Here is a 17,654-nt window from a genome sequence, read left to right as displayed (position 1 = left end):
CCGCGCGAAGCCGTGGCTCAGTCGACGCTTATTAATATTTGATCTGCGTCACGCGGGCTATTACAGCACAGCCGCTGAACACCACATAGTCCCCTGGCGGCAAAGGATTATTGCTATCGCCGCAATAATATCTGCCGTCGCTGCAGGATGTTGTCATCCGCAGCGCAACCAAAAACGCCCGATTTTGCCACCACAGCCCAGCAAGGGTTGTCATTTGCCTGTCACCGGTTACGCTTTTTAATGTGTCTGCAATAAATAAAATTTCAGCGTTGCCGATAACCCCATTATGAAACGCCAGCTGGTGTGAACTCATTCTGACGCGGGGAGAAAGAATGCAACGGCTTATTGCCCTGATGATATTTGCCTTAACCGGCTGCTCGGTGGGTCACTATGAGTACAGTAAAGAGGCCGAAAAGCGGGTCGATATGACCGTGACCGGTATTCCAACCGTGCTGGGATTAGGCACGCTGGGCACCACCATTCCGCTGACGTCGGAGTACAGCCTGACCGCCGCGCACGTAGCGAAGTTTTCGCTCTATCGGGTCAAGTCCTGGCATCCGCAATGCGATCTGGCGGTGGTCTACCACAAAAACAGCGAAGCCAGCCTGCCGCCCAGCTTTCGCAACAGCCATATCGGCGATCAGGTGAATCTCTATGGCTACAGTTTTATTTCGGCGATGCCGGTCAGCTCCAGCGGACAGAACCTGATTAATACCACGCTGGCAAACAGCTGGAACAAAGCGGACTGTGTGGTGGTGGCGGCCAATGCCGGAGTGGTGAAAGGGATGTCGGGCGGCGCGGTCTATAACGCCTCTGACGATACGCTGGCGGGCGTGATCATCGGCTATAGCGATCGCATTAATGACAATACCAGCGGCAAGACGCTGTATAAGAATGTTGCGCTCTACGTGCCCTATGCGCGTTTTCAGCAATGGCTGGATCAGGCGATTAAAACCTGAGGAGTGGGTGAGGTCAGCGCCTCAGCGGAGAGATATTTTAATCAGGGTCTGATGCCGGGAAACCTGAGCATCAGACCCTTTTTTAGGGCTAGAAACCTTACTGTTCGGTGACAACCAGCGTTGCAGAAGCGGTAAAGTCGCCGGTAGCAATGCTGCTGCTGGGCAACGAAGGATTTCTCAAGACGCTGAAGACCAGCCCCGCGGTGCCCGACCCGGCCACACTCATGTCGAAAGAAGAGCCGTTATTCAGCACGGTGCTATCTTTCGATACGCTGATACCCAGCGCACTGTTACTGGTAGTGATTTGTGAGTTTGACCACGACACCGGGGTCATATTCAGCTTCAGCGAAAAGTTGTGAACGCTGGTGCCACTGCAATTGAGCGTCAGGGTTTTGCTCACATCGTTACTCGCAGGCAGCGTTGTACTAATTTCTGACCGTTCAAGCTGACCAAAAGCGACGTCGATGCTGGGTGTTGAGACGCTACAGGTATCAGCCACAACCCGGTTAATCGGTACTGAACACATCACGGTGCCCATTGGATAACTATAATTTATCCCCCAGATTGCCCAGCTAGTACTGAAATTTACACCCGTGATACTAAAGCAAAGATTTTTATAGGCATTAGGGTTCCATACATCACCCGTGCCAGCATTAATACCCCCTGTAATAGCACCATTAAGAATGTTGTTAGCCGAGAGGAACTTAGTCGCGTAGGTTCCCCAGTTTTTATCTTCCCATGCAGACATGGGGGACGTTCTATCATAGAAAGGGCCAACCAATTTAGTGCAACTGGTATCGGAAGGGCAGTTTGCCAGATAAAATTGAATACTAGTGGGGGTTAACGGCAAAGGCACGGCATCGTGTGCAGTACTGATTTTGGTTAAGGTAAAATTAACGCCCGGTCCGCACAGTCCATTGTCACCGTAACAGGTCACACTAAAATCATAAGCGCTACAGCTGGCCGACCAGAGCCAGATAACCAACGCGGATAGCACGGTTTTACTCAATATCAGACTGGCTATCTTCGATAATTTCTTCATTATTTTCATCTCGCTAAAATGCTGTGTTACCACGCACTCATACCCTATTCCGCGATTCAGTTATTCGCATTTCTGATTTATAAATAGCAACAAACTCGTTTCAGTCTCTGGCTGCGCTTATTCATAATTGAGGGTAAAAGTCGCTATCGCGTTAAACTCGCCCCGGCCAATAGAATGATTTTGAATCGCCGTTGGCTTGCCCTGAACATAACCATTAAATACCAGTTCGGTGGTGCCCGACGTCAATGCATACATGGGTGTCGCTTTATTAAACGGCAGCGCAATACCGCTGGTAGTTTCCAGCCCAATCGCGATACCGCTGGCCGAACCGGTTATCGCCAGCATATCGGTTAATTCGCTGTCCGCAGTTCCGCTGAAGGTTAAACTCACAGTATTGCCCAGCGATAAATCGCACTCCAGCAAACGCACCGTAAAAGGCTGGCTGTGAACGCGCTGATTGATATAGAGATATTTATCAATAATGGTACCGAAATCGAGTTCTATATTTTCTGTTGTCGGATCAAGTACGCAGGGTTCCGCGACAAGATTACCCGAAAACCGAAGATTATCCGTCACTGCATGGGCCTTCACCTGTAATAACAGCAGTAAAAGCATAATAACAATCAGATTAGCGACTAAAAAAAAGTTAATGATTTCGATTTTTTTATATTCTGACATTATTCATACTCCGCCAGTAACGTTGCCGTCGCACTAAACGCGCCTTCCGTTAATGCCGCGCCGGAAGAGACCGGAACCGCTTCCAGAGTGGGAGGATTGTTATAGTCAATCACAAAGGATTCATTGATCTTAACCGGCGCCCCATTTTGCAGAATTTCAATACCCAGCCCCGGTATGGTGGTGGTAATTGCGCCGGTGTTATAGTCAGTCTGCGTCCCTTTCAGCGTCATATTCAACGTTGCCGCGGCATCCGGATCTTCGCATTCCAGCGTGTAACTGATTGGCTGCTTATAACGTTCGCCATCAATTTTATTGATCCCGACGTTGCCAAATTCAATGGCGATATTCTCATCATTGCTGATATGGCAGGGCTGGCGTTTTAACGTGCCGTGAATAGTGACATTGACCGTATCACCCGTCTGGTCTGCATATGTTTCGACGCTAAAAAGAAACAGAAGCGGCAAAGCAGCAAGAAGCTTCATGCCGAGCAGAGAATGTTGCCTGGCTTTCATCTTTATTCTTCCTTATTGATAAGCCACTTTAAGCGTTGCTGATGCATTAAATTCCTGCCCACTGCTAAAAGAAGCACCTGATTGTTTAACCAGAACAACATCCAGCGAAGGGGGAGAGTTTGCGTCAATGGTAAACCAGGCATTAGGACTCACCTGGCTATTATTCTGCAATAACTTAATCCCCAGCCCGGAAACATCGGTGGTTGTTAACTGACTGTCAAATGCAGCTGCATTGGCAACCCACTGCATGCTGATGGTTTTACCCGCAGAATCGCCCTGGCAGGTTAAGGTGTAAGGAACGGGCTTTTTATAAAAGTCGCCGCTGATTTGATTAATATAAACATCACCAAATTCAACGGCTACCGTTTCATCGCTGCCGAAATTACAGGCAGCCGTGGCGATAACGGTACCGGTTATTTTAATCGGAATCGGATCTATCGCGTAAAGCGGTCCCACGGACAGACATACACAAAGCGCAATAACACTGTTCAAACAGGTGCGTATGCGACGCCATGGTATTAGCGCTCTCACCCTCTGCGGCACTGGCATAATTTTAACCTCAGTCATAATTCAGGCGAAAGTTAACGGTGGAGGTGAAAGCTCCGGCGACCAGCGGCGCTGACGTACGCTCAGGAACCACATACCAGGTCAACACATCGTGATAAGGCGCGACAAAAACCGGTTCACTTCGATCGCCCAGACGCACATCCTGGTGACGGCTATCCAGCAGACGCAGCCCCACACCCTGAGCCCCCGCGACTTTAACCAGATCGGGCGATTCATTATCGGCTGGCGCGACAAAAGAGACGGAGACCACAGGCTGGCGGCTATCCCAGACGGTACTCTGTGTTCTGGCGTCCCGTTGACGCCCGCCATTCAGCAAACAGTCACGCAAAGTCAGTTGAAACGGAATCGCCTCGCCACGCTGGCCCACCGTGCTGAAATCCCCGGTAGTGATGGTGCCCAGCTCAATATGCTGGTCAGCACTTTGCATTTCCAGACGGCAGGCCCCCTGGGTCAGCGCACCGGAGATATGCATGACGCCGCTCTCACCGTCTACCTGACTGAAATCCTGCGCCCGAACAGCAGGCGCGGCTGAGAGTAAAGAGGCGACCATCAGGCATGTCAGTCCCTGCAAACCGTGACGAATAATCCTCTGACCTGAACCCGTTCCTGTTAACGAAGTAGCTTCGATATCCATATGCAATTCCTGATTGGTTCTTGCTTGCTATCCTGCACAGCGCAGGATTAGCCTTCTTTATATTCACCTACGTTGCAGGTTGATCCACTGCAGCGGAAATGCAGTTTTGGCCGGCCACCGTAATCATTGATAAAGGTAATATCGGGTGAATTACCCATCTGATCTGCACTCACAGAGAGGGTTTCGCTGCTCTGCGGCGCAATCGTCAACGGCTTAATTTCAGCCAGATCTTTACTGCCATTACCCACCGCGGCGACATTAAAAAAGTAAGGCGTATTATTGTTGATGCGATATTTATTGCCTTCACGCGTCAGGGTAATTTTATCTTTCCAGACATTGATCATCTCCGCAGAAGTCTTAATCAAAGTGGCGGGACGATAAAATAATTTTATTCTGGTCTGCAATGCTATCTGTAATGTATTGGCTTTATTGGTACGCGGTGGAATTTCCCTGAGATTAAAATAATAAAGCGTCTCTTTATCCTGAGCCAGCAGGTTAATCGCGGGTAACGACTGGATTTTGACCTGGCTTTTGGCCGAGGGGTCCAGACGCTGCAGCGGCGGAAGTACGATTAACGGCGAATCTATTTTATTCCCGTTGGCATCCTCTATCCAGCCCTGGGCCAGATAGGGAAGTTCTTTATTTTTATTGCTGATATTCAGGCTGGTCGAATTTTTTCCGCCATCAAAAATGACGCGGGTACGGTCCAGCGCAATGGCCGCATTGGCCTGTGGCATGACAGCACAGCCAAGTAATAAACCTGCCATCAGGGAGGATAAAATTTTAATATTCATCATAACTCTCTCTTAAATTTTTTATCTTTTCAGCGCTGCTTTATTCGCAAGGAAGCAGTAATGCACTGGTTAATGGGGGTAATACCTTAGGCAAAGTGACATGGCACTGCTCTTTACCGTCCCATTTCACCTTCATCACTTCGCCGGCATTAATTCCCGTCAACCAGACGCTGCCATCATCATTAATAATACCCGTCTGATAAGCATCTTTATTTTCAATTGTCGCGCCAAACGGAGGTGAGGAACCATCAGCCAGTTTCACAATCGCCATCGCTTTCTGCCCGGCAACGATGCCTAATTTACGGTAACCAATAGCGCCTTCGGTTAATGAGGACTGCACGACTGAGCGAGGTGCATCGACATTATCGGCCAGTTTATCCAGGTCAACCCGAACGCTGCTGCGGTAATAACTATTAAGATCGCTGATGACTGCTTTACCGAACATGTTACTGTGGCTGACACCGCCGTTACCTACCAGCGGAACATTTTTCACCCCACCGGTATCCAGCATCATTCGTGTTCCGCCTAATGTGCCGATGCGGTGTAACGCAACCCCATTACCGGTGGCCGTTACCCCACCCTGCAGAGAGACACCAAAAGAATTATACTGGTTACTGCTATAGCTGGCATTGGCAGTCATACTCGTCAGGTCGCCATCATGGGTATAATAACCACTGACATTGCCGTCACTGTTTGAATCAATGCCCGTACTAAGCTGATAATTACTGTTACTGTCGATACGATTATAAAGACTGACCGTATGCGATGTTTTACTGTTGTAATACTGGCTGTCATAGCTTATTGAACCGGTATTCCCCCAGGGAATACTGAGCGTCAGATAAGCGCCATCATCATTAGCATGATCATAAACTGACCGGTACGCCGTCAGGTTAATACTCAGATTTTTAAGACGCATAAAATCAAAGTACTTTGCCAGAGACATCGTATAGTTGTCGTTGGCAGGCTGATCCCAGTAAGTCTGATGGCTATAGTTTAAATAACCGCTAAGACCCAAATCTTCAAATTGTTTATTGAAGGTGATCGTGTACAGTTCTTTGCCCTGCCCATTGCTGTTTCCAAGATAACGTAAGTCAAGATACTGAGACATGCTCAGGTAGTTACGTTCGGAAAAGCGGTAGCCGGCAAAAGTAACCTGACTGCTAATCTCTTCAAAGCGCTTCGAATAGCTGAGACGATAAGATTCACCCGTCAGGTTGCCCTGATCCGGCAAACGCGCCCGGGACTGAGTCACATCGACCGAGAGTGCGCCAAACGCCAGCAGATCACGTCCCACCCCGGTGGATAGCGCATTATAATCACCGCCAATGATCGCCCCGCCATAAAGCGACCAGCCATTATTGATCCCCCAGGAAAACTCACTGCTGGCGAAATTCGGACCACGACTGTGCCGCAGATAGTCAGAAGGTTTACCTAATGCCATCTTGTAGCGAACGATGCCAGGACGCGTCAGATAAGGGATGTTCGCGGTATTGACCTGAAAGGTTCGAACGCTGCCATCCTGCTCTTTAATCTGCACATCCAGGGTACCGGAAACAGCAGAGCTAAGATCCTGAATACGAAACGGCCCTGCGGGTACCTGGGTTTCATAGATAACCCGTCCCTGTTGTGAAACCGTGACCTTAGCGTCCGTTTTTGCGACACCACTGACCTCCGGCGCATAACCACGAAGGTTCGGCGGCAGCATACTGTCGTCAGATACCAGGCTCGCCCCGGTGAAACGAAAACTATCGAAAATATCTGAATAGAGATAGTTTTCCCCCAGGGTGAGCTTGGCCCGCAGCGCGCCGATAGCCCGATACATATAGTAGCGACTCATGCGTAACGTATGCTGAGACGGTTCTTTTAATCCCGTTGTGTGGTTGTAATAGCCCTGCCAGTCGCCGCGCAGGCGCCAGGGTCCGGCATTAAGGCCGACCACACCATTACCACTGACATCCTGCTCATTTTTTCCCACATCCGAGGTGCGGCTGTTCCTGGCGTTAACACTGTAATCCAGTATGCCGCCTGGGATGCCTTCATCCCAGCGTGACGGGGGATCCCAGTTGTCAGCGATATATTCGATATAGGCTTGCGGGATCGAAATATCGAGCGCATTGTCCGCCAGATTACCCGTTGCCTGGGCACCCGGCAGCGAAGAAATATCTAAGCAGGTATTGTTATTCAGCCAGACGAGCTGCCCTTTCATTTTATCTTTGAGGCCAATCTGGTTAGCAATCTCTGGCGTAATACAGGGTTCACTGCCTTTAGGATCGTTGGCCGGAACCTGAAAAACCACATCAATTTCATTAAATTCGTGGCGATTGACCCGCAGCATCATATGGTACTTACCCGGCATCACATATCCGGCACGGGCAAAATGGCTCAGGTCAATGTGTTCGCGATCTTTTACATCCAGTACGTCTGTATTGAACTGTATATCCTGATTACCTGCGGCTCTTGCGTAAGAACTCGTTCCCAGAGCCAATATTATACTGATAACCAGTGGCCGTATTTTACTTGTTATTATTGGCAGGGGTAAATTTTTATGAGATCCCTTCATCAGTAATAATCCATTCTGAAGCGTATAGTGCTCTGGAAGTTGCCAGCCCGAACTGTATTCTGGTCTGCCATTAAACGTAAGTTATAATTTATTGTCATACTGCCAGGTGTAATACTATTCTCAGGCATAGCCTGTCCTGGCACGGCAATATTTCCGGCTTTATCAGAAATCTGCAGACCTACGCCATTGGCCTCACCACTCGTACTGAACAGGTCTCCATTAGTCGTATTTCCATCGAATGCAATGGAAAACTTTGACCAGTCATTTTTGTTTTTAAGTGAGGATTCCAGTGAGCAATTACTGAGCTTGATGGTAAAGGGTTGCGCAGGTCCGACACCTTCATTGACTATGGTGCTCACAGGTAAAACATCCAGATCGATACTTTGATCCAGACTTTCAGCCGAAATGGCACAGGGCGTATCTATTATCATCCCCTGCATTTGTACTTTACCATGTCCCTGCCCGGCGGCATTCGCTACCGAAAACTGGCTCAGTACCGCAAGGGAAAATAGAGAGATTAAAAAAATTCTCATATTAATCGTCACCCGGTGCTTATTAAATTCATAATGCGTGAAGCATTGAATAAATAAACAGGCGGCGAACCGCCTGTTTATTAAATACAGACTATTATTCGTAAGCTAAAGTGAAGTTAGCTACGCTGGTGAATTCACCAGGAACAATTGGGGTAGCGGTGTTATCAGCTGCACCCTGCAGGTAAGCAGAGTAACGCAGTTCAGCTTCAGTCGTACCAGTAGTTAAGTTGTAAGGGGTGCTCGCAGTACCCAGCTTAATGACGCTGCTGTTGTCATCAGTAATAGCGATACCTGCGCCTGCAGCTGAACCAGCCAGAGCCAGCAGTGAAGAAGTGGTATCAAAAGTAGCGCCTTTACCGGTGAAGGTAGCGGTTACAGTTTTCTGGGTAGTGATCGTACAATCTTCCAGTTTGATGTTGAATGCTTTAGGTGAAGATTTGCCGCCTTTAGCCAGCACTGAACTTGAAACCTGACCCAGGTCAACAGTCTGCTCAACAGTATCAGCAGTGATTGAGCAAGGTGCGTCAATGATTTCGCCTTTGAATTGCACAGTACCGTGACCCTGATCCGCTGCAAATACGCTGCCGCTTGCCAGAACCATACCCATAATCATCGCCAGTTGAATCTTTTTCATTTATATCATCCTTAAATTAAATTTATTTACTTATGCGTACACTTCGCGTTGTTACATAAAAAAACCGACCCATTTTTTATGAGCCATGTTTGTTTATATTCGGTGCAGGAGTAAGGCTTCGTATATGTATCTATACATTTCTTTACCCGCTTGCTGACGGAGGCATTTATACCTTTACAAAAAAGAGAATGAAATAACAATCTTAGTGAGAATCATCCAAATCAATGCTATTCAGGCTAACCACTTCATTGTCAAATGAGACTTGAAAGGCCTAAAAACCCGTATTTTCATTGAGGTAAGTTGTTAATTAAAATTTAAATGATGATTAGTTTCTTTTAGGAGGTTTCGCGCGATGAAGAACGCTTTATTCAGGGTGAAAGCGGCGTTAATGAGAGGAGTATTCCCGAAACGCAGGTTACAGGGGGAAATTAACGGCCGACCGATGCACCATTAATGTTCAGCATAACAAGGAAAGTGGCATAGCGAGATCGCTTCCGTGCTCTTTTATACATAAAAAGAGGTAGAAGATAAAAGCTCAAAGGCAGGAGTTTGTGTTAATCAGCTAAAAGTCAGAGACAGACTCCCTCTGGTCAGACCGAGGGTTCAGCATTAGTCATCCGTATCTGCTATCCGGAAAAGGACGCTCGGGTTTATGAGCGAAGTGTAAAACCGCACCAAAGGGATTAGGAAGCTGAGCGCCAGCCTATGCGCTGACGAAACGGTCGTTAATAATCAGACGAGGTTGCCGTACGGTTGAGGTGACGCAGTTTCAGCCGGGCTGGCTCCGCGTTCAGAAATAGCAGTTCAGAAGGAAAAGATAATCACCGCGTTTCATTGCACTTTTTTGGCAGCTGAGTGCGAGCTATTTCAGGAATAACAGGATGCGCGCTACAGCCAGACGTGCAGGTCAGCTCGTCTTAACAGGGCGAAGTCCGTTGATTAGCGGCGTAGCAACATAGCATGCGGCAATCTGAGTTGAGGCCAGGCAACATCGCCTTTTACGCTCAGAGACGGAAAGGATTCTGCCTTTAGTGCGCATCAGGGGTTAACGGTCAGAGAGGATGTTCAGCAGTAAGAGAGAATCAGGCTGGCCATGATGTCATGCGGCCAGGCCTGTAATGATGAGGTTGATGGCGCCTGGGTTATGCTCGCGCTCTACGCTTCCATTGTTTTTTACAGTTCATGCTTCCTATAACACACATTCAGGCTTGCAAGCGGTCGTGCTATCCGGCGCTGTTTAAGCCAAAAATCGTGTCATTATCACCGTAAAAATAATTTATCGTCTTGTAGAAATCGAGGCTATTTTTGCATTGCCACTTCGACATTATCTTTCTTTTCAGATAGCTGATGTTTTTCTCTGTGCACTGGAAATAGCAGGCGATTTTTTTATTCGAAATGCCATTGTAGACCAGGTAACAATAGCGTCTCTCCTTCGCCGTCAGGAAAAGTGCATCGTTCGATCCTGGCCGATTTGCGCCTGCATCAGAGAACACGACTTCGCTAAGCAGCGACGAGAATGCAAACAAACTGATATTGCTGGGGACCAGCCTGATATGCTCCATACCGGCAAAGATATGAATAACGTCCTTGAGATGTGCAGGAACGATAGCAATACTCTGTTTCTTCCTGGTTTTATAGCTGGCATCTATATGCATAAGCTCAATCAGAGTGACACGTCGGACAGAGAACAGTCCCTTTTTACCTGTAAAATTCCTTGTAAGTTCATTTAATCCAAGCATTAACATCTCGTTATTACCGAGAATAAAGATCTCATTCTTCATCTAATTCATCCTATGAATTGTTTATTATTATTTGAGGTGACACCACTTAAAGACAATTACTCCTGAGTTTTCACTCGCAATTTATCCTATGTTTTTTGCCATTTTTTATCTTGATCTAAAAGTGCTATTTCATTATTAACATTAATTACCAATCTGGAGCGTTTATTATTTAATTCCGAATATCTTATTTTTTCATGATGATATTATTCGCTTTAATTTCTTTCTGTATTAATGAATTAGGTTAACCGGCCTTCGAAAGCAGCATCCATTCAGATAAGCCTTTTTTATAACACTCAATCTAAAATCAGGATGAAATCATCAGACCATTCATTAACGCTAAAGCAATGATCTCTTTTTCTGATTCGCATAGAATTAAATTGTAATTATTTTTGTATAGGTTTCATTTAGCGCATAAAGTCAGCGATTGATCGCGCGTTATTACCATTAAGCGCGGTGTATAAGCGAACGCAAAAAGTGCAGGGTCCAGTTTAACTGACTGTTAAAAAAGCATAACTTTGCGGATTTTAATTGGAGTTAATGAGAAAAAGACTAGTGCTGTAAAATAGTGTATCGGAGTGTGTCAGGATAATGAATTCGAACGGGTGAGATAAAAGCAGTGGCTGGAAGAGCGACAGCTGTCAGACTTTTGGCGCAGGATAAAAAAACTGCACCCTACTCAGCGGAGTTCCGCCTTTGGGGTGCAGTCTGTCAGGTATTATGCGTGATGGTTATTTGCTGCCCGGACGCAGCGCCGGGAACAGAATCACGTCACGGATGGTGTGGCTGTTGGTAAACAGCATTACCATACGGTCGATACCGATACCGAGACCGGCGGTAGGTGGCAGACCATGTTCCAGCGCGGTGACATAATCTTCGTCGTAGAACATCGCTTCGTCATCACCGGCATCTTTGGCATTGACCTGCTGCAGGAAACGCTCCGCCTGATCTTCCGCATCATTCAGCTCGGAGAAGCCGTTACCGATTTCACGGCCGCCGATGAAGAACTCAAAGCGATCGGTGATCTCCGGGTTCTGGTCGTTGCGGCGCGCCAGCGGCGACACTTCAGCCGGATATTCGGTAATGAAGGTCGGCTGAATCAGATGGGCTTCGGCGGTCTCTTCAAAGATCTCTGTGACCACACGGCCCAGGCCCCAGCTCTTCTCAACTTTAATGTGCAGCGATTCAGCAATCGCTACCGCTTTATCAAAGTCTTCCAGATCGGCCAGATCGGTTTCCGGACGGTATTTTTTGATCGCTTCGCGCATCGTCAGTTTTTCAAATGGCTTGCCGAAATCGAACTGATGCTCGCCATACGGCACCACGGTGGTGCCCAGCACATCCTGCGCCAGGGTACGGAACAGGCTCTCGGTCAGCTCAATCAGATCTTTGTAATCCGCGTACGCCATATAGAGTTCCATCATAGTGAACTCTGGGTTATGACGTGGCGAGATGCCTTCGTTACGGAAGTTACGGTTGATCTCGAATACCCGATCAAAGCCACCGACCACCAGACGCTTCAGATAGAGCTCAGGCGCAATACGCAGGTACATATCAATGTCCAGCGCATTGTGATGGGTGATGAACGGACGCGCAGAGGCACCGCCCGGGATCACCTGCATCATCGGGGTTTCCACTTCCATAAAGTCGCGGCTGACCATGAACTGACGGATACCGGCCATGATTTGCGAGCGAATTTTGAAGGTTTTACGTGATTCGTCGTTGGCGATCAGATCAAGGTAGCGCTGGCGATAACGGGTTTCCTGATCGGCCAGGCCGTGGAATTTATCCGGCAACGGACGCAGGGCTTTGGTCAGCAGACGCAGCTCAGAACAGTGAATCGACAGTTCGCCGGTTTTGGTCCTGAACAGCTTGCCGCGCGCGCCGAGGATATCGCCGAGGTCCCATTTTTTGAACTGCTCGTTGTAGATCCCTTCAGCCAGATCGTCACGCGAAACATAGAGCTGAATGCGTCCGCCGACATCCTGCAGGGTCACGAATGATGCTTTACCCATGATACGGCGCGTCATCATGCGTCCGGCCACGCTTACTTCGATGCCCAGCTCTTCCAGTTCTTCGTTGCTCTTCTCGCCATAGCTTTCCAGCAACTGGTTCGAGAGCGTATCGCGACGGAAATCGTTAGGAAACGCCACGCCATTGGCACGCAGCGCGCTCAGCTTTTCGCGACGCGTTTTCAGTTCGTTGTTTAACTCAAGTGCGGCGTCAGCGCTCTGCGGTTGTTGTTCAGACATGTCGGTTCCTTATAACCCTGCTTTTAAACTAGCTTCAATGAATCGATCCAGATCGCCGTCCAGCACCGCCTGGGTGTTGCGCGTTTCCACACCGGTACGCAGATCTTTGATGCGCGAATCGTCGAGCACGTAAGAACGGATCTGGCTGCCCCAGCCGATGTCAGACTTGTTGTCTTCCAGCGCCTGTTTCTCAGCATTTTTCTTTTGCATCTCAAGCTCGTACAGCTTCGCCTTCATCTGCTTCATCGCCTGATCTTTGTTCTTGTGCTGAGAACGGTCGTTCTGACACTGAGTCACGGTGCCGGTTGGAATGTGGGTAATACGTACCGCGGATTCCGTCCGGTTAACGTGCTGACCACCTGCACCGGAGGCGCGATAGACGTCGATGCGCAGATCGGCGGGGTTGATGTCGATATCAATATCGTCATCCACTTCCGGATAGATAAAGGCTGAGCTGAATGAGGTGTGACGACGACCGCCTGAGTCGAACGGGCTCTTACGCACCAGGCGATGCACGCCGGTTTCGGTACGCAACCAGCCAAAGGCGTAGTCGCCCGATACGCGAATGGTCACAGATTTAATGCCCGCCACTTCGCCTTCAGACTCTTCAATAATTTCAGTTTTGAAACCGCGGGATTCAGCCCAGCGCAGATACATACGCATCAGCATGCTGGCCCAGTCCTGCGCTTCGGTGCCGCCAGAGCCCGCCTGCAGATCGATATAGCAGTCAGCGCTGTCGTATTCACCGGAGAACATACGGCGAAATTCAAGTTCTCCCAGCTTGCTTTCAAGGCCATCCAGCTCAGCCACCGCTTCGTTGAACGTCTCTTCGTCGTCGGCCTCGACGGCCAGCTCCAGCAGACCCTGGACATCTTCCAGCCCTTGCGTCATCTGGTCGAGCGTGTCAACAATCGCTTCAAGCGAGGAGCGCTCTTTGCCCAGTGCCTGGGCGCGTTCCGGCTCATTCCACACGTCTGGCTGTTCCAGCTCGGCGTTTACTTCTTCGAGGCGTTCTTTCTTGGCATCGTAGTCAAAGATACCCCCGAAGAACGTCGCTGCGCTCACTGAGGTCCTGAATACGGTTTTTGACCGGGTTGATTTCAAACATGGCTTTAGCGTCTTTTTTGCGTTCGATGGAGAGGAAAATTAACGGATAAGTTTACCCGAAACTGACGACAGTTTGTAGCGCTGATGCGGTGGCGGCGCGGCGGGGATTAACGGTATGGCGTACCGTGCATCGGTGGAGGGAAAGCAGGAACGGCGACACGATGCCGGGCAGGTGTCGCGCCTCTTCACCCGCAGACGAGGCGCGACTGTCGGTTAAGGTCAGTTAACCGGCCAGAGATGATCGATGATCAGCTGCACCGAGCGGTTGCCGCGATATTCGTTGATATCCAGCTTGTAGGCCAGTTCAACCTGACGCACGCTGGTGTCGGGCCAGAGAGTGGTATCCACATTAAAGGCGATGCCATCGATCAGCGGGCCGCCGCCCAGCGGCTCCACCATCACTTTCAGATGGCGTTCACCCACCAGCCGCTGCTGCAATAGCTTAAATTTGCCATCGAAAGCGGGCTCCGGGAACGCCTGGCCCCAGGGACCTGCTTCACGCAGCATCTCGGCGGTCTGCAGGGAAAATTCCTGCGGCTGCAGCGCGCCATCGGACCAGATAATGCCCTGCAGGGATTCGCCATCCAGCCATTCGCCGACCAGTTCGGCAAAACGCTGGCGGAACTCCTCATAGCGTTCCGTTTCCAGCGACAGGCCCGCCGCCATCGCATGACCGCCAAACTTCAGCATCAGGCCCGGATTGAGGGTATCAAGCCGTTCCAGCGCATCGCGCAGATGCAGACCGGCAATCGAGCGGCCGGACCCTTTCAGCGTCCCGTCACCGGCGGGCGCAAAAGCGATGACCGGACGGTGAAAGCGCTCTTTCAGGCGTGAAGCCAGAATCCCGACCACGCCCTGATGCCACTCCGGATGATAAAACGCCAGCCCCAGCGGCAGGTCGCTCTGCTCACGCTCCAGCGCCTGACACAGTGCCAGCGCTTCGCTCTGCATCCCCTGCTCGATCTCTTTGCGCGTCTGATTCAGCGCATCCAGTTCGCTGGCTAACATCCGCGCCTGGCTGAGATCGTCAGTCATCAGTAACGCCACCCCGACCGACATGTCATCCAGTCGCCCGGCGGCATTAAGCCGTGGGCCAAGCGCAAAGCCCAGATCGCTGGCCGCCAGCTGGCGCGCATCGCGGTTGGCGATCTCCAGCAGCGCACGAATGCCGGGACGGCATTTACCGGCGCGAATCCGGCTCAGTCCCTGCCACACCAGAATGCGGTTATTGACGTCGAGCGGCACCACATCAGCCACCGTGCCCAGCGCCACCAGATCCAGCAGCTCCGCCAGATTAGGTTCGCTGCGGGTTGCGCCGAACCAGCCCAGGGTGCGCAGATGCGCACGCAGCGCCAGCATCAGATAAAACGCGACGCCGACGCCTGCCAGTGCGCGCGAGGGGAAGTTGCAGTCGGCGAGGTTGGGATTAACGATCGCTTCGGCGGCCGGCAAGGTTTCTCCCGGCAGGTGGTGATCGGTGATCAGCACCGGAATACCGTGCTGGTGCGCGCATTCAACCCCGGCATGGGACGAAATCCCGTTATCCACCGTCAGGATCATCGCCGCACCGCGCGCGCGCGCCTGCTCAACCACTTCCGGGCTAAGCCCATACCCATCTTCGAAGCGGTTCGGCACCAGATACTGCACATTGCTGCCGCCCATGCTGCGCAGCGCCATCACCGTCAGCGCGGTGCTGGTCGCGCCATCGGCATCAAAATCGCCGACCACCATAATGCGGCGACCATCGAGCAGCGCCTGATGCAGCAACGTCACTGCGCTATCAATGCCGCTCAGCGCCTGGAACGGCAGCAGGTTTTTCGCGCCGCGCTCCAGCTCCGCCGCGTCCCGTACTCCGCGTTGCAGATAAAGACGTTTCAGCAACGGCGGCAGGGTCGCCGGCAGCGCATCCTCAACCGTCACCTCACGACGACGCAGTTCCACTTCGTTTTTTACCACCGATTAACCACCACGCTTTTGATTATCCAGTACCTGCTTCAGCTCCTGCGGACCCTGATAGCCCGGGATCATCATGCCGCTGTCGGTCAGGATGGCTGGCGTGCCCTGAATGCCAAACAGCACTCCGAGCTTGTAGTGCTGTTCAATATTGATTTTGCAGCTGTCTGGCGCGGCCATCTTCGGCGCATCGCCCTTCATCGCCTCATCAAAGGCTTTGTTACGATCGGCGCTGCACCAGATCGCTTTCATCGCAGTTTCAATCTGGCCATGCAGCCCTTCACGCGGGAACGCCAGATAGCGTACGGTGATCCCCAGCGCATTGTAGTCTGCCATCTGCTCATGCAGCTTGCGGCAGTAGCCACAGGTAATGTCGGTAAACACCGTCACCACATGCTGCTCTTTTGGTGCTTTGTAGACGATCATCTCCGGCACCAGCGCCTCGACTTTTTTGTCGAGCAGCTGATTGGTCACGTTGACAGGCTGTGCGCCGCTGACGTCATACAGCGGTCCCTGAATCATATGTTTGCCATCATCGGTTACGTAGAGCACGCCGCTCTCCGACAGCACGGTTTTGAAGCCCGGCAGCGGTGACGGGGAAATCTCAGTCTGATTTAAGCCGAGCTTTTTTAATGATTGCTGAATGGCGCTGTCATCGGCCTGTGCCAGACCGGAAAAGGCGCTGGCTAACAGCGCCAGCATGGCAAAATGCTTGTTCATCTCTTTCCTTATTTCCGCAGATCAGGCCCGCGGATGATGTTGTTGATGCAACTGACGCAGGCGCTCGGTGGCGACATGCGTATAAATTTGGGTGGTGGAGAGATCGCTGTGTCCCAGCAACATCTGTACGACACGCAGATCGGCACCGTGGTTCAGCAGATGGGTAGCAAACGCATGGCGCATCACATGCGGCGACAATTTTTCACTGTCGATACCGGCCAGCGTGGCGTAATGCTTGATGCGGTGCCAGAAGGTCTGCCGCGTCATCTGCTGCGCCCGATTGCTTGGAAACATCACATCCAGCGTCTGTCCGTTGAGTAACCACGGCCGTCCATGCTCCAGATAGTGCTCCAGCCAGTAAACCGCTTCTTCACCTAACGGCACCAGTCGCTCTTTATCGCCTTTACCGATGACCCGCACCACGCCCTGCCGCAGGCTGATATCACTCAGCGTCAGGCCCACCAGCTCAGAAACGCGCAAACCGGTGGCGTAGAGTAACTCCAGCATCGCTTTGTCGCGCAGCTCAAGCGGGATGTCGATGTTCGGTGCCTGCAGCAGCCGCTCCACCTGCGCCTCGCTGAGATCCTTCGGCAGTCGCTGCGGCAGTTTCGGTGCCGATAACAGCGCGCTGGGATCGTCAGGCCGGAGCTTCTCGCGGTAAAGATATTGAAACAGGCGGCGCATGGCGCTGAGCAGCCGGGCGGAACTGGTCGCCTTGTAGCCACCTTCCAGCCGCTCGGCCAGAAACTGCTGCAGATCCAGCGGCATCACGCTGAGCAGCGTCAGATTATGATGCGCCAGCCAGCTGGTCAGCGTCTGGAGATCCTGGCGATAAGAGGAGAGCGTATTCTGCGCCAGATTCCGCTCAATCCAGAGCGCATCGAGAAACTGTTCAGTCAGTTCGCTGTCTTGCACGTTATCCCCGCCGTTC

17 protein-coding genes are annotated in these 17,654 nt (G+C 50.9%); 1 reads left to right on the top strand and 16 read right to left on the bottom strand.

All coding sequences use genetic code 11. The features are described 5' to 3' along the window. Positions 1 to 31: 31 nt before the first annotated feature. Positions 32 to 313 (bottom strand): hypothetical protein, encoded by a 282-nt coding sequence (locus tag LZU96_RS04395; RefSeq protein ID WP_233987227.1) that lies wholly within the window; start codon positions 311 to 313, stop codon positions 32 to 34. Between the two features lie 19 nt (positions 314 to 332). On the opposite strand from LZU96_RS04395, the gene LZU96_RS04390 reads away from it, so the two are divergent. Further along, positions 333 to 959 (top strand): serine protease, encoded by a 627-nt coding sequence (locus LZU96_RS04390; protein WP_233987226.1) that lies wholly within the window; start codon positions 333 to 335, stop codon positions 957 to 959. A 97-nt stretch (positions 960 to 1,056) separates the two neighbouring features. On the opposite strand, the gene LZU96_RS04385 is transcribed toward LZU96_RS04390, so the two are convergent. From LZU96_RS04385 to xerD, 15 genes are all read right to left on the bottom strand, one after another. Further along, entirely contained in the window at positions 1,057 to 2,001 is a 945-nt protein-coding gene (locus LZU96_RS04385) for a fimbrial protein (RefSeq protein ID WP_233987225.1), read from the bottom strand. Between the two features lie 117 nt (positions 2,002 to 2,118). Continuing rightward, positions 2,119 to 2,679: a fimbrial protein gene (locus LZU96_RS04380; protein WP_313188908.1), complete on the bottom strand. Its 561-nt coding sequence runs from the start codon at positions 2,677 to 2,679 to the stop codon at positions 2,119 to 2,121. Further along, positions 2,679 to 3,191 carry a fimbrial protein gene (locus LZU96_RS04375; protein WP_233987224.1) on the bottom strand — a complete coding sequence of 171 codons (513 nt, stop codon included), beginning with the start codon at positions 3,189 to 3,191 and terminating at the stop codon, positions 2,679 to 2,681. The genes LZU96_RS04380 and LZU96_RS04375 overlap by 1 nt, the downstream gene beginning before the upstream one ends. A 12-nt stretch (positions 3,192 to 3,203) precedes the next feature. Further along, positions 3,204 to 3,683 (bottom strand): fimbrial protein, encoded by a 480-nt coding sequence (locus tag LZU96_RS04370; protein ID WP_233987223.1) that lies wholly within the window; start codon positions 3,681 to 3,683, stop codon positions 3,204 to 3,206. Between the two features lie 67 nt (positions 3,684 to 3,750). After that, positions 3,751 to 4,392, bottom strand: coding sequence for a fimbrial protein (locus LZU96_RS04365; RefSeq protein ID WP_233987222.1), 642 nt, complete (start codon positions 4,390 to 4,392; stop codon positions 3,751 to 3,753). A gap of 47 nt (positions 4,393 to 4,439) precedes the next feature. Further along, positions 4,440 to 5,186: a fimbria/pilus periplasmic chaperone gene (locus LZU96_RS04360; protein WP_409520460.1), complete on the bottom strand. Its 747-nt coding sequence runs from the start codon at positions 5,184 to 5,186 to the stop codon at positions 4,440 to 4,442. A gap of 40 nt (positions 5,187 to 5,226) precedes the next feature. Next, complete coding sequence (locus tag LZU96_RS04355) at positions 5,227 to 7,746, bottom strand: outer membrane usher protein (RefSeq protein ID WP_233987220.1); 2,520 nt, start codon at positions 7,744 to 7,746, stop codon at positions 5,227 to 5,229. Further along, entirely contained in the window at positions 7,746 to 8,279 is a 534-nt protein-coding gene (locus LZU96_RS04350) for a fimbrial protein (protein ID WP_233987219.1), read from the bottom strand. The genes LZU96_RS04355 and LZU96_RS04350 overlap by 1 nt, the downstream gene beginning before the upstream one ends. Positions 8,280 to 8,373: 94 nt before the next feature. Then, positions 8,374 to 8,913, bottom strand: coding sequence for a fimbrial protein (locus LZU96_RS04345; protein WP_233987218.1), 540 nt, complete (start codon positions 8,911 to 8,913; stop codon positions 8,374 to 8,376). Positions 8,914 to 10,136: 1,223 nt separating this feature from the next. Continuing rightward, positions 10,137 to 10,694, bottom strand: coding sequence for a helix-turn-helix transcriptional regulator (locus LZU96_RS04340; protein WP_233987217.1), 558 nt, complete (start codon positions 10,692 to 10,694; stop codon positions 10,137 to 10,139). Positions 10,695 to 11,422: 728 nt separating this feature from the next. Continuing rightward, on the bottom strand, positions 11,423 to 12,943 hold the full coding sequence (lysS, locus tag LZU96_RS04335; protein WP_233987216.1) for a lysine--tRNA ligase: 1,521 nt from the start codon (positions 12,941 to 12,943) through the stop codon (positions 11,423 to 11,425). A gap of 9 nt (positions 12,944 to 12,952) precedes the next feature. Then, a protein-coding gene (prfB, locus tag LZU96_RS04330) for a peptide chain release factor 2 (protein WP_233987215.1) occupies positions 12,953 to 14,051 on the bottom strand; the annotation gives its coding sequence in 2 pieces (ribosomal slippage) (positions 12,953 to 13,975 and positions 13,977 to 14,051; 1,098 coding nt in all). Between the two features lie 218 nt (positions 14,052 to 14,269). Beyond that, positions 14,270 to 16,006 (bottom strand): single-stranded-DNA-specific exonuclease RecJ, encoded by a 1,737-nt coding sequence (recJ, locus tag LZU96_RS04325; RefSeq protein WP_233987214.1) that lies wholly within the window; start codon positions 16,004 to 16,006, stop codon positions 14,270 to 14,272. A 3-nt stretch (positions 16,007 to 16,009) separates the two neighbouring features. Continuing rightward, positions 16,010 to 16,723: a bifunctional protein-disulfide isomerase/oxidoreductase DsbC gene (gene dsbC / locus LZU96_RS04320; protein WP_094120918.1), complete on the bottom strand. Its 714-nt coding sequence runs from the start codon at positions 16,721 to 16,723 to the stop codon at positions 16,010 to 16,012. 21 nt (positions 16,724 to 16,744) lie between these two features. Then, on the bottom strand, positions 16,745 to 17,638 hold the full coding sequence (gene xerD, locus LZU96_RS04315; protein ID WP_233987213.1) for a site-specific tyrosine recombinase XerD: 894 nt from the start codon (positions 17,636 to 17,638) through the stop codon (positions 16,745 to 16,747). Positions 17,639 to 17,654: the final 16 nt, after the last annotated feature.

This window comes from Pantoea agglomerans (assembly GCF_021397715.1).
Classification (GTDB): domain Bacteria; phylum Pseudomonadota; class Gammaproteobacteria; order Enterobacterales; family Enterobacteriaceae; genus Pantoea; species Pantoea astica.
This window is presented reverse-complemented; position numbering and strand designations above follow the sequence as displayed.